The following is a 13,296-nucleotide window of genomic DNA, read 5'->3' as shown; positions in this document are numbered from 1 at the left end:
CAGTTAGTCGAGGCGGCCGAGATGACTGTTTTGCAATATTGCGCTTTACGCGGTTCGGTTGCCTTATGGATTTCAATGATTTTTTCTGATCGGGTGCAGTGCCGGTCGCGCAAGCTTCTGTCGTCCGCTGTCAAAACATAGTCGATCACTGCTGCTTGATCGAGACTCGATAGTCGTTGCGCAGCAAGCACTCAGCGTGATCGGACGCGAGATCGGCCGAGCAGGAGTTGCGCCGTGGAGATGTGAAGCGTTGAGCTTGGGTACCATTAGATTAGTTCGCCTATTAATTCATCACTTCACCCCTTTACTTCTATCTCCATGTGGCTTGGGTAGCGGGGCGTTTTCATTAATTCAGCTGCGTGAAACTACTACAGTATCTTGCATCGACCGGTTGAATCAGCAAGCGATAGCGGAGGCTCAAGCTGCATCGTGCAGAGCGCTGCTCAGAAACATTGTGATCCTCCGTGCCCACTCCAGCGGTGAGCCAAGTGGACAGCATCGACTGTACAACGAAGGCAGGTTGGCAGCTCAGATTGAATAGCTATTCTTGGCCGTCTCAAAGAACCTCTCGCCGTAGTCGCGCGGTTTCTGAACCTCTCGGCTCGCGAAAACATTGATGACAACTTCCCCCCGCGTAGCCCTGAATTTGGCCAGACCCGCTTTGGTCAACGCGACATAGCACCCCTCACCCCAGATTGAATCGTCATCGATATCCACCGGCCCTGCGTCGCGCCACCAAACAATTCTTGCGACGATGGCTCCACTGGCGTCGATATAAACGCCAGGGGCATCTGTTTGCGCACGCCACTGGAGTTGGCGCAACCAGTTAGGGCAGAGCACTATGGGATAGGTCGCCGAGTCAAGGCCAAATTCGATTGAACAGACTAGCCTTCTGATGAGCGTCGACGCCGATTCGTTGTCGAGCGGCACAATCCGGCCTATCCAGACAGCGGCAGGCAACTGCTGATAGCAGTCATGAAACGTCTCATCATCGATGGACGCTCCTGGGGCGCGAATACGGTGAACTAGAAGTTCTGCTTGCCGCGGCCTGTAGATCTTGAATCGTGAAACCTCTGCCACGACATGCTCGTCGCGCTGGTCTGACCAAACGGCAACGTCATCCCCGACACCTTTAGTCCATGTTCTCTCCCCCTCTGTCCAGCCGGCGTCCCGCGCGACGAGTGGGCGGCGCACACCTGCAGGACGCACCTGCGAAAGCGACAGAGGTTGAGGTGGCGTTGGCGCATTCAGGCGCTCCAGGAGGGTTGGCATGTCACCGGGTTTCAGCAGGCCTGCTTGGCGAAGCTCTCCTGCCACATGGCGAAGCGCTATCACGCCAATCAAGGCATGGGGCTTCAGATACTTGACCTTCATGTCAAGTGCGCCCAACTGACCTTCAAGGCGCGTGATCGCCCGTGGCCCGAACGTTTCAAGCCCGCCCCATTTTTGGATGAACATGGCAGCCCGCCGCCGGATCGTCAGCTCGTCAACGTCTGCCGCCTTCGCGAGCGCCTGCGCTGTAGAGCGCAACATTTGCGTCCATCCGAGTTCTGACTCCACGCGCATGGCACCGGTTCTTTCGTCCATCAACGCGCGGTCTACCTCCAGTGGGCCATCGAGCTCGAGGTTGTAGAAAAGCGGCAGCGGTTGTGCATCCACCGAGACGGGAATACCCCAACGATTGGCCAGCAACCCAGCAACCTCCGCCACCGCTAAATCCCTGTGGCTTACGAGTGCGACCACGGTGGGGCCAAGCAGGGGCGCGAGACGGTCGAGCTTGCCCACAAGCAGGGTCTGAAGTGCTTGCAGTGGCGCATCCAAGTCGCCACCGAGGAGACGTCGGATGACTCGTTCAAATACCGCTTCGCCATGGTCCGGCTGCACAGCCAGCTTCAGAGCGCAGTTTCGTGCGTGTCGTTGAATCTCGGTGACTGGCAGCCGCAGAGCAAAGTGCAGTAGTTCCTCCACGACCTCCTCATCGCTGAGGGGCTGTGTGGCCGACTCGAAAGGTTTGCCGAGTTGGAACTCGCGCGTGCAAGCCATCTGCTCTGCCAATAGCGACCAGATGGCCGGCCAATCGGGAGCCGCACTGATCACCGGCAAGATGGAATCAAGCTCAGTGAGCAACGACTGGGTGTTCTCCTGGCCGGCGATTACCGAATCCACAAGATTCTCAAATGCGGCAGGATGCATGCTCTCGCCGTCGAGCAGCCGTCGCGCCTCAAAATAGCGGAATTTGCCGCCGCCCATCCACTGGCTCCACGAACTCCATGGATCTTTGCTTTGCTCGTAGCCGAGCACCAGCTTTCTCGCATATTCGACGTCACCGGCCTCGGCAAGCCGCTTTACCAGCATGAAACGGCATCGCGCATCGGACTGCAGGCTGTCCCAGCGCTCATACATTCGCTGGACGAGATAGAGAGGCGCGGACTCAGCCAGCTCCGCAAAGCGGTAGGGGGCGTTGTAGTTCAGCTCATCGCCGTCCTCCTCGAAAGCGCGCTCGAGCTCCTCAAGAGTCGACTCAGAGTCGTACTTGCTCGGCGAATAGGAACGGCGGGGTTCCGGTGCTTCCGACGACCAGCGCTCCACAGCGGCGTCCAGCTTGGCGGACCTCAAGCCATGCTTGGCGACGGCTGTACGAAGGCGTTGGAGCAGCGCGAGCCGCTCGTGCGCTCGGCTGGCCACTTCGATCGCGTCCAGCAGCAACTGTGCTAGCTCGGCAATTTGTCCAGGACCTGCTGCGTCAGCGGCGACGTCAATGAAGTCGCCAATGTGGTACGGGTCACGGTAGTACGGCTCCATGTAGAACGGCAAGCACAGCCCACACCAGACCGTAGCGCAGGCCATAAAGGTCTCGGGCCGCCGACGGACCATCCCGATCATCAGCAAGTCAACGCGATTGGGCCAAGAGATCAACTGCCAGTCTGCAAGAGACTTTGATACGTCGAATCCGAAGCGAGGACCAACCTGCATCGCCTCATCGATTAGCGACATCGTCAAACGATGCGCTGCCGATGCCCCTTCCGTCTCCGTCATGCCTGCGACCTGACGCATGAGCAGTGAGACTCGCTGGGCCCGTTGCCCCGGGTCAACGCCGTTCGCAAGGACCATGATGTCCCGCCAAATGGCGTACTGCGGATCCTTCTTCGGGGGCAGCGCGTACCCGAGACATTGTTCGGGCACGGTGGCCAGCACAAGCTTTGCGCGCTCAACATCTCCGACCGCAGCGAAGGACATGGCCAAATCAGCCAACCCGTCAAGCTGCTCACTTGGGGTGTCTTCCTGAAGCTCGCCCGCGAGAGCATCGAGCCGGGCCATTGCGGCTGCGCGGTCTCCGTCAATCCGATACGCCGCGACAGCCAACCTCCGCCGGAGGTACCAGGTGCCGTTCAGAGTTGATATCTCTCGAAGGACAGCACGGTATTCCGACTCGCCGCATTTGCCGGCGACCTCGAGAAGGGCCTGAGCGAGCACCGGCACCGCCTTCATGGCTTGTTGGATGCGATAGGAGTCGCCGCCCCCATTCGCACTGAGTCGCAACACGTACCTCATTGCGTTGCGGGCCAGCATCTGGACGCCGCCGGCGGACACAGAAGAATGATTCTTCGCGACGCGCGCAAGAAGCATGCCGACTTTGGAGGCGTATTCTTGGAAAGGCTGCCAGGATGGATGTTTAGACAGCGTGGCATCCGGCAATGGTTTCTCCAGCAAGGTGCATAGCCTCGCGTGCTGCATCACCGCGCCTATCAAGTCGACCAGTCCCGAGACATCAGTGTCGTCGTCGCCCATTGAAACCATGGGTACAACCAGCTTCTCGAACATGGTTGAGGCGAGGTCGTGGCGGCCTAATGCCACTGCAACAAGTGCCACTGAACGACGCAGGTTGTTGGGAACCTCGTCAAATCCGGGCAGCTGATAGGCCGCATCGAACAAAGCGAGAGCCTGCGTAGAGTTGCCACGTTCATGTGAGGCGAGCCCGGCGTGAACCATCACCGATGGCCTATCTTCTGTAGTGACCCCGAGCTTGTCACAGAGTTCTTCAGCGCCTGCCCCATTATGCTGAAGCATGGCCTCCGCGGCCTCTCGCCGAAGGTATCGTTTTACATCGGCGATTGTCTCTTCGTAATCCGCCTCCGGCGTCTGCCTCATGCCCTCGGTGGCCAGGTGGTCAATCGACTGTTGGATCTGCTCAGAATCTCGGAAGTGGAAGGCACGCCGAGCCCACTTCTCGAACTCCTTGACGTTGTGCCGGTCACCGTGATGCTGGAACTTCGACGTGTGCAGTTGTGACAGCGGCTCAAGGGTCTCGAACAGGTCCTTCGCGCGGTCGAAATCGCCGCGTTCCAGAAGGGCATCTACAACTTCGTAGCCTCTAGTCGGAAAATCCTGCACGAAGGAGACGGCGGCATCGATGTCGCCGGCAGCCAGCATTGCCAGAGGCAACCGATCGGCATACTCCAGCGCGGTCTCGCGCCGGCCCACTTCATCACGACACAGCAAGAGTCGCGTTAAGACGGTCGCATCGTGCGTAGAGTGGGCGGCAAATAATGAAAGGCGAATATCGGTATGGATATCGGATATCTGTCGGCCTGCTGCCAGTTGCCGCCGGAAGCAATCAGGCGTCGCCAAAGTCAGCACATCGTCTTGGTTACCCGCGCGAGCGCGGTATCGCAGTTCAAGCCATCGTTGCGAGGATTCTGGCGGCGCGCTCTTGGCCAACTGAGCGAGATCGCGGTAGACGCGTTTGGAGTATTCAGCATCGATGCCGCCGAGACGTGTCCGCGGCTGAGCGATCACAAACAGTCGGAAACTGTTGTGAAACACACTCCATCCTTGCGATGTTTCACGTAGCAGATGGCGTGCAACCACCAGCGCCCGCTCTATCGCACGCTCTGCCACGACCGTGGTCAACAGCTGCAGCTGCATAGGCGCCTCGGCTCTGGCGATGAAACCCAGCACATCCATGGCATCGCTGTCGCCAGAAATCTCACGCCAAGCGGACATGTAGACAGACTCGATATCCCCATCGAAGGCCATCCCGCCGGCGAGTAAATGATTACGGCCCGCATCGTCAGCGTCCAACAGAGCCTGGATCAGGTACCGAGTCGCTAGCGGATGTCCATGGCTGAGTTTGCTCACGTCCAAGCGGGAAATCTCTGGATCAAGGCCAAGTGCATCGGCCATTCGCGCAACCGCTTCGCGACCGAGAGGCCGCATTAGCACTAGCCGCTCACTCTTTTCAGCCTGCTCTTTTACTGCTGGCTTCAGATGCGCGAGATCCAGGCGTTGGGTGCCAAGCACGAACGTGACTCCAGTGGGGATGGCAGCAGGAAGCGGCAACTCGCCCAGCAAGGAGTGTGTCGGACGCTCTTCCCGCGGTACGTGGTCGAGTCCATCGACGACGACGATGGTGCGTACCCCATCGCGCTCGTAGCGTTCGCCAGCTTGCCTCAGGAGGGCGCCAAATTGTTCCCGGCGCTCGTGCAGCGAGTTGTCGCGTAGACGCAGGCCAATTAAGCCGCCGTTGCGCAATTGCGTGTCGACGTCCTCTAAGAAACTGTCGGCCTCGCCCCGTCCCACGCCCTGAGCAGCGCCCGGCACATAGGCTAGATATCGCACCAAGCGGATGTTCGGCTCTGTGGCCAGCGCTACCTGTAGCAGGGTCGACTTGCCCGAGCCGGGCGGACCTATGAGTGAAAGGTAGCCTTGGTCGACGGCACGCAACGCCTCCAGCAAGGAGATCTCAGTGTCACGATTGCGCTGCACGTAGGCTCCCACTGGAAACCTATGGATGTGCAGTGTCTTGGTCGGATCCCGCCATCCGAGCTCCAACAGGAGTTCGTCTCGGGACCACCTGTCCTTGTCTCTGGCGTCAGTGACCAGCTTCGGCAGCGTTCTGGCAATCTCCGAGGCCAGTCGAGACTGTTCGGCGCTGAGCTTGTGAGATTGAACGAACTCTGCCGCGGCGCCATGCACAACACGCAGGCTGTGCAGGAACTGTTCGAACTCAGCTTCGCTCAAGCCTGAAGCGCGTAGCAGCAGACCTACCAGGCGGTTCCAGCTGGAGAGCCGCCATTCGTGCAAAGAGCGATAGGGAAAACGTTCAAATTCATCCAAGAATGCTGCGCTGTGGGAAGGTGTTGCGTCGCCATGCTTGTCGTTGACTGATGGAATGTCATTCACGACCAGACGGATCTCGACGCGGGCATCAGGGTTGTCCTTGCTTAAACACTGCCAAGCATGGATCAGGGGCTTCAGCAGGCCGGCCGCCCCGGTAAATATCGTCTCGACCGTGAAAGTGCCTGGAAACTTGGACGTCTTGAACTGATGGCCGACCACCAACCCATCAAATCCGAGCACCAAGTCGTCAGCGATACCCGCGCTGCGGTCAGCCACGCCAACCCACCGCAGATGATCGCTCTCAAGCGCGGCGTAAATGGCTGCGCCAGCTTTCTCATACTGGCCGACATACCCTCGAAGGGCTCGTCGCTCTCCTTCGGCCGGGGGCGTCGCATGAACCGCTATAGGAGACTTATTACTCATTTGAACCGACGACCTTTGTATGGTAAAGCCAAAGTTCTTAAATGCCTCAGTAGCTCGCTTAATAGCCTTAATGGCATCATCGGGCTTTCCAATCGCGTACGCACAGAGGCCTCGTTGATCTTTCAGCTGCGTGTTCGAGCGCCACTATGGTGTAGGCATACCGCCGAACCGAGGAGATCTGATATGGCGAATACCCCTTCACCCAGCCAGTGACCGACAACCGTTTGGCGTTCGCTCCTGGCTGGGTATCGCGTCAGACGCGTTGGTACGTCTGATGATTGGAACCTGTTTTGCCGCCTTCTACTACACCCTCTAAAAGGCCGCATTCGACACTAGCGAAAAACTCCTTTCCCGCAGCGATCCGTGCAGGCTTTGAATAGCCTGCCCATTCGTCTTTGCTAAACAATTTCTTGAGGATGAATGGCTCACCATCAATAGGACGGGCACGTGCCCGTCGTTCCGCAAGTCGCGCGATACTGTGTGCCTCAGCATCATATGTCAGCTCGCCAACCTTGCTCAAAAGATAGGCCCCGATACCTGGACAACCAGAAGTTTTGGCTTTCAACTTGAGGCGTTCATACGCTTCGTCCGACATCACGACACGTACATTTTTCATATCAAACTCCCAGTGGGACGGCACCCGTCGACGAATGCATCTTACATGCAATCAATATCAGATGCAATGAATATTAATTGCATCTGATATTGATTTATTGGACGAGTACACGATCAGCCTGGCGTGTCGGACTACGCGCCGCAGCGCGCCTTCGCAGATAGATGCGAACAGGTCAGATGACGCATCCTGGTGGTCGGCGATACTCATGGCCCAGGATCAGCAGGCGATGTCTGCCCCTTTGCTCATCACTTCACCCCTTTGCTTCTATCTCGCTGTGGCTTGGGCAGCGGGGCGTTTAGCATCATCATCGTCACCCCCTTGCGCTCGGCGTTGTGCGCCCAGGTCACAAACTGCTCAAGGAGCAGCTGGTTCTCCTGTTCGAGGCGCTGGACCTTGAACCTGTAGCGCTCCACTTGCTCAAGCGCTGCCCGCACGCGTTCATCTCGAGGTTCACTGCCTGCGGGCTTCCATGTGCCGCGCAAAGCATCCTTCCTGAGGGAGAAGGCATTCGCTATTTGGGGGTACTCCACAAAGGTGAACCGCGAGTACGCGATACCCGTGGCCTTCTCCACAGCCTCAATCAGGAGGTTCCAAGTGAGCTTACCCTTCCAGCCATCCAGAGTGTCGAGAATGAGCTGGAGCCGCTCTTGGGTCAAATCGGGGGCGCGAGTCTTCTTCATTTCAGCTCCTTTTTCCTGTTGAATCTGAAAATCTTGAGGGGCTGGACGTTGTCAGCAGTAATCAGGGCGGCGTTGTCCAAGTTGAGTCGGACCCGCGCGCCGACTGGAACCGCAGGATCGTCTATGATGGACAGAAGAGCATCAACCCGCTCGAGCGTTTTCGTCTGATGCTCCACCCACGTGTCGGCGCCATATTCCTCGCCGTTTAGGGCTTCCCGGGCCTCATTCAAAAGATACTCGGTCTCATTTTTGAGTTGGCGCAGCTTGGTTTCCTTGTACTCCTCGCCCTTGACGCACTCCTGCTCCTCGCAGTTGATGCAGTCCCGGTACATCTGGCAGGGCTCGCTCGCAAAGTTATGGGTGCACCAGCCATAATCGGTGGTGTGGGCGACGACGATACCGACTCCATTAAATTCGCTGCGCGCAATCAGGTCCCTAGAGCCTATCGGAACGATATTGGCCATGAAGCCAGCCTTCAGTGCCTCGCTGATAGGCGCCTGCACCTCATCCGAGTTCATGTGGTCATAGGCCCGGTTCTGGCTGACATCTTTGCGGCCCGAAAAAATTGCTATTTCGGCGCTGCTGAGTCCGCCCGTCTGAGCGAGCATGTTGAGGTAGTGGCGCAGGCTATGACTCCGGAGTTCGATACGCGAGCCGTCATCTTCCGTGTAGCCAAATCGTTCAAAGATGGACTCTTGCGCCTCCCTGCCAATGGAATTTGTAATGACGTTGGAGCCTATGCAGCTGAACATGCAAAGGTAAGTCGCCTTCCTGGGTTGGGTCTCGTTAGTTCTCGCAACGGCCATGGCCTCCTCGCAAAGAAGCTCTGGTGCACCAGGGACGTAGGGGAAAGTTGCGGGTAGCATCGCAACCACGGCACGCTCCACATCCTTGAAGCGGAAACCAATCCGCCGACCACCCACCGAAATTCTTGTAAGCTTGTTCGTTGTCCTGGCCCAAGTCGTGGCCGAGTCAGGCGTGCCCTCATCACCCCATAGGACGAACGCCAACTCTTCCAGCGTGAGCACCTCTTGGCCGCGAAGGCCGGCAACTGCATCGTGGAGATACAGCGTTGTCGGGTTCGCGGTGTACCAAGCGGCGATTCTATGGGCTGGTTCTGTTACCTTGAGGAGCTTGTCTACCGCTTCCCTTGCTACAGGTACCATCTGCGTGGGCAGCCATTTTGTTGTGTCCTCAGCCCCTTTTGACCCAGCCCACCTGAGGCCGAGTTTTCCCTCGAACCTGCCATCGCCCTCGACGAGACAGTTGCGCTTTAGCCGGACGACCTCGTTGATTCGTTCAGGTGCACATAGCATCACCGCTGTGTAGCTCGACACCAGAACATCAGTCGGATCGACGGCTTGCTGAAAAATCCCGGCCAAGGCACGCAATGTCGCAGCAGAGGGCAGTTTCTCTTGCCGCGCATCGAGGGCCTCTTTTGAAATCCGCGACCCGAGCTCCTGCGGCTTCTTCAGTCCGTGACTCCAGGGCTGCCGAAGCGCGATGACACCCTTCGAATTCATAAGTTCAGCAATCAACGCTAACTGCCCCGCAACTCTGTATGCCACAGCGGGGGAGGCCTGTTTTTTGGCCAGCTCGACTGCAGTATCTAGCACCTCTACGTTGACCCCCGTAGGTCGCGAACCCTTGCTCCATTCCCGCAAGGCCGCCTCCAGACATCGCAACGCAGCGATTCGAACCGCTTGGGAAACCACCGGCCGTTTGTCGTGGAGATAGACAATCGTGGCCTTTGCAAAGTCTAGGAATGGTTGGGGCATCGCAGGCTCTGGGAGAGATGCGCTCGATGCTTCCAGCGAACTGAAGACCGCCCTATTTACTTTATTTTGGCCCTTGAAATGTCCGATATCCCAGACATTTAAAGCAAACTGACGGCAAGCACTCAATACCTCAGATTGCTTGCAAACCTCGATGAAAGCCTCAAGGTTGGATTGTGGCTCCAGTTCCGCGCGAGGAGTGAAATGAAGAACGGGGGTGCTCATTCTGAAGCTCCCCGCCTGCGCTGCTCGCGGACCTGGGCGCATTCAGCCATGACCTCTTGCACCGCACGCACCGCGTCATCGTTGATTGCCGCCAAGCGCTCGTCGCTCACCCAGCGTTCGCGCTCAGCGTGCAAACGGTGGAGCACCTTCTCGTGGGGTGCATCAAGCCACGGTTCGAACTTGAAGCAGGTGTAACAAGCAACCGGCTTGTTGAAGGCGCATCCTTGTCCCTTGCCGCCGCAACTGCCGATAGGCGCCTTGGCGATTCGGAAGTCGATGATGCGGCTCCCTGGAGCACCCTTGTGAGTTGAGTGCTCTTCGTCCTCCACCAAGCGTCCTCTGAAGGCGTGTGCCAAGGGCGCCAACTGCGCGTCCATCGCCTTATCGATGTTTTCGACAATCTTGGGTGATGCTTCGAAGTAGACGTCCACATTCTGCAGGTCCACGTGCCCGAGTCGGTCGGCGATGATTGCCTTGCTGGCACCCTCTTCAGCGAGACGCGTACCGTACGTGTACCTGAATCTCCGCGTCGAGACAGGGATTGGTTCAAATTGCAGCCGCTCGGTGGGTGGTGCAATCGGGCGCAAAGCATTGCTAAACACGGTCGAGAGACTTGCGCGGACACAATGGCCGAAGAAGAGGTCCCCTTCGGACCGCCGCTCTTTTCTTGGTCCCCACTTCATCACGACAGCCTCAGGAAAAAATGCCGCGTCAGGGCCATGGCCTTGACACCTTAGGTGCTCGATGTATTCCACCACAAGCCGTCCAGTTTGCGGACTCAGGTCGAACTTCTTGAAGGACACGCGAGAATGCGCCTCGCGTGTTTTAGCCTGAGGGAGATTGAGCACAAATGAACCATTGTTAGCGGTCAGGTCCATCACCTTGAGGGACACATATTGAGAGATACGTCCGCCGCACGCGAACAGCAGCCGCGTCAGCACCGCGACCCATTGCGGTAGCTCTCCCATGCCATACGCTACATCCACCGCCTTGTAGAGTGCGCTGTACTCAGCCTCACTGAAAGGCCCCTCTACCGGGTCTCGGGTTCGCACCGCAGCGCCCTTATCATTGCCGGGCTTGCGCCGCTCACGCAGATACTGGGCGCAATCAGGCTCGACGCCAGTGAGGCCAAGCGCTACCCACTTCTGAAGCAGCACATTCAAGGTGCCCACACGCCATTTCTGTTGGTCCTCAAGACGCGCAGCGTAGTTCGAGACTTCAGCAGCACTCACGGACTTCAGCGGCGGAGAGCCGGCCCGGAGCGCAAGGAAGTGGACGAACGCACTGAAAAGGTTGGTCAAATAGCTTGCCGAATTTCGTTTTGCAAAGACGAGCAGGGTGTGCTTGAGGGACTCGCAGGGGACCGTCGCGGGCAAGTCAATCTTACGGAAATTCAGATATATGCGGAAGGGTCCATCGGTCCAGTCCCAAATGTCTTCATTTGGCCGAAAAGCGATGCCGCTCTTCGTGAAAACAGTTTCAGGCAGACGAAGGACGAGTCCTGTCGCCGAGTCATTGGTCTTTGCGAGTGAGCTTGTCATCGAGATGTTCTTGGAGTTTCAATGAAATTTCACGCCCCTTCTTGGCGGTGTGTCTGCGCGTATAAGTAGTGGCCATCTTGGAGTTGTCGCTCCAACCCTGTTGGGTATTGCGAGCCTTCTCTTCTACGCTCTCAGACAGCCCCATCGCTTCGGCCTGCTCTGAAAAGCGTTCGTTCCATGTATGGCGCATAACATGGCTGGACAGTGATATTGGCAGCCCTGGGCATGCCTCACGGAGCTGGGCGAAGAGCTTGTCGATGCTCGCTTGGGACAGGGGCGCCCCTTCATCGGATACGATAATTTGCGGAACTGCGCGTGCTGCCTTGATGCCTCGGCGTTCCTTGTTGATGTAGCTCCACAACGCCTTCATAATGGATGGTGTGAGCTCAATCTCCCGTTCGCTAGTCTTTGTGTTCGGCTGGATAAGGCGAGGGTCTTCTGTAGCGTCGGCGCGGCGGATAACGCGTAATTTTGGTTGGCTCGAGTGCAGGTCTCCAATCTGCAAGCCAAGCAGTTCGCCGCGTCGCATACCGGTGGCCAGCAGGAGTACAACGATAAGCCAGTTGCGGAGGCGTACGAAGCCCCTTTCCCAAGGGTTTTCTTGTGAATCTGGATGAACGACGCTGAGAAGCCGTTCCTGCTCCTTCAAGCTGAGGCCTATACGGGCGTCCAGCTTTGCCCGGCTCGATACTTGGGGAATGTGCTCCCGAAATCCCGTCAACGCCCGGCCGCTATCGGCCTCAAGTTCTCTCCGTGCGGGTCCCGACAGGGTTGCGCCGACATACCCGGCTATAAATTCAAGGTAGTCAGCAATGTAACGGAGGCGTGACGCTTGAGTGTGAACATCGACTGGCCGGCGCGAAATTTCGTTGGTTTTCCTGCGCAGACTAATGCGCTCGATGTGGATGACGTTGGACTTTTCTGCGTCACCCTCAGCTTCCTCAAGGTCCTCGATTCGATACTGGACCGCCGACGCCAATCGGCTTAGCTCTGGCATTGTAAGGAATCGGCCTTCTACCAACTGGTCGAGCAGGTTGACCTTCGCCCTATCAAGCTCCCCATATAGGAGTGCCAAGCTAGTGCAGACGAAGTGAATCGTGTTTGCCGCTCGCCCTTTCCTGCGGTATTTATCAAGGTATACGGTGACCTCGTGGACCGGGAGTCCATTGGACATGTGCAGAACGGAGTGGCGTTCGCCGTTTCGAAAACGAATGCGCTTGGCTGTGTATTTGGACATCAACCCACCATTTTCTTCTGAGTAGTAGTTCAGTCGTATAGCAAGTGAACCACAAAAAAATGTGTGGGTAAAGGAAAAGCCCGCTCTTCTCTCGAAGAACGGGCTTTAATCAACAAAAATACTACTTTATCCGAACTAGAACGGAATATCGTCATCCATATCCGAAAAATTCGGCGCCGGTTTCGGTGCCGGACGTGGCGCTGGCGCCGGTTGTGGCCGTGGTGCCGGCGCTGGACGGCTAGGGGCGCTGTTTTCATATGAATTGCCGCCGCCCATGTCGTCCATCGAATCGCCGCCCATGCCCTGGCGGCCGCCCAGCATTTGCATTTGTTCGGCGATGATGTCGGTCGCGTATTTCTCGACGCCGTCCTTGTCGGTGTATTTACGGGTTTGCAGGCGGCCTTCGACGTAGACCGACGAACCTTTTTTCAGGTATTGGCCGACGATTTCAGCCAGGCGGCCGAAAAACGAGATACGATGCCATTCCGTCAACTCTTTTTGCTCGCCGGTGTTGCGGTCTTTGGATTTGTACGATGTCGCAACAGCAATGTTGGCGATTGCATCGCCGCTTGGCATGTAGCGGATTTCCGGATCGCGGCCCAAATTGCCGACGATGATGACTTTGTTGACTGATGCCATGAATAACTCCTGTTGAACTGCGGCGCGCGCGGTTGGATTT

7 protein-coding genes are annotated in these 13,296 nt (G+C 57.5%); all 7 read right to left on the bottom strand.

What is annotated here, in order from left to right; all coding sequences use genetic code 11:
* Positions 1 to 528: 528 nt before the first annotated feature.
* Positions 529 to 6,396 carry an ATP-binding protein gene (locus GJA_RS00670; protein ID WP_242404412.1) on the bottom strand — a complete coding sequence of 1,956 codons (5,868 nt, stop codon included), beginning with the start codon at positions 6,394 to 6,396 and terminating at the stop codon, positions 529 to 531.
* A 400-nt stretch (positions 6,397 to 6,796) separates the two neighbouring features.
* Positions 6,797 to 7,159, bottom strand: a complete 363-nt coding sequence (locus GJA_RS00665) for a DUF1413 domain-containing protein (protein WP_082771762.1) — start codon at positions 7,157 to 7,159, stop codon at positions 6,797 to 6,799.
* A 245-nt stretch (positions 7,160 to 7,404) separates the two neighbouring features.
* Complete coding sequence (locus GJA_RS00660; protein WP_038487615.1) at positions 7,405 to 7,839, bottom strand: hypothetical protein; 435 nt, start codon at positions 7,837 to 7,839, stop codon at positions 7,405 to 7,407.
* Positions 7,836 to 9,839 carry an integrase gene (locus tag GJA_RS00655; RefSeq protein ID WP_038487612.1) on the bottom strand — a complete coding sequence of 668 codons (2,004 nt, stop codon included), beginning with the start codon at positions 9,837 to 9,839 and terminating at the stop codon, positions 7,836 to 7,838. The genes GJA_RS00660 and GJA_RS00655 overlap by 4 nt, the downstream gene beginning before the upstream one ends.
* Positions 9,836 to 11,380 carry a site-specific integrase gene (locus tag GJA_RS00650; protein ID WP_038487609.1) on the bottom strand — a complete coding sequence of 515 codons (1,545 nt, stop codon included), beginning with the start codon at positions 11,378 to 11,380 and terminating at the stop codon, positions 9,836 to 9,838. The genes GJA_RS00655 and GJA_RS00650 overlap by 4 nt, the downstream gene beginning before the upstream one ends.
* The gene (locus GJA_RS00645; RefSeq protein ID WP_038487606.1) at positions 11,352 to 12,617 is read right to left on the bottom strand and encodes a tyrosine-type recombinase/integrase; all 1,266 of its coding nucleotides are present in this window, start codon (positions 12,615 to 12,617) and stop codon (positions 11,352 to 11,354) included. Before GJA_RS00645 ends, GJA_RS00650 begins: the two co-directional genes overlap by 29 nt.
* Before the next feature lie 135 nt (positions 12,618 to 12,752).
* Positions 12,753 to 13,256, bottom strand: coding sequence for a single-stranded DNA-binding protein (gene ssb / locus GJA_RS00640; protein WP_038487603.1), 504 nt, complete (start codon positions 13,254 to 13,256; stop codon positions 12,753 to 12,755).
* Between the last annotated feature and the right edge of the window lie 40 nt (positions 13,257 to 13,296).

The sequence above is a fragment of the Janthinobacterium agaricidamnosum NBRC 102515 = DSM 9628 genome (genome assembly GCF_000723165.1).
Classification (GTDB): domain Bacteria; phylum Pseudomonadota; class Gammaproteobacteria; order Burkholderiales; family Burkholderiaceae_D; genus Janthinobacterium; species Janthinobacterium agaricidamnosum.
The sequence above is the reverse complement of the archived record's forward strand: the minus strand, read 5'-3'. Positions and strand labels throughout refer to the sequence as shown.

Coding starts and splice junctions, on each gene's coding strand:
- GJA_RS00665 (WP_082771762.1), bottom strand. CDS start 7,159: ATGAAAAATGTACGTGTCGTGATGTCGGACGAAGCGTATGAACGCCTC.
- GJA_RS00660 (WP_038487615.1), bottom strand. CDS start 7,839: ATGAAGAAGACTCGCGCCCCCGATTTGACCCAAGAGCGGCTCCAGCTC.
- GJA_RS00655 (WP_038487612.1), bottom strand. CDS start 9,839: ATGAGCACCCCCGTTCTTCATTTCACTCCTCGCGCGGAACTGGAGCCA.
- GJA_RS00650 (WP_038487609.1), bottom strand. CDS start 11,380: ATGACAAGCTCACTCGCAAAGACCAATGACTCGGCGACAGGACTCGTC.
- GJA_RS00645 (WP_038487606.1), bottom strand. CDS start 12,617: ATGTCCAAATACACAGCCAAGCGCATTCGTTTTCGAAACGGCGAACGC.
- ssb (WP_038487603.1), bottom strand. CDS start 13,256: ATGGCATCAGTCAACAAAGTCATCATCGTCGGCAATTTGGGCCGCGAT.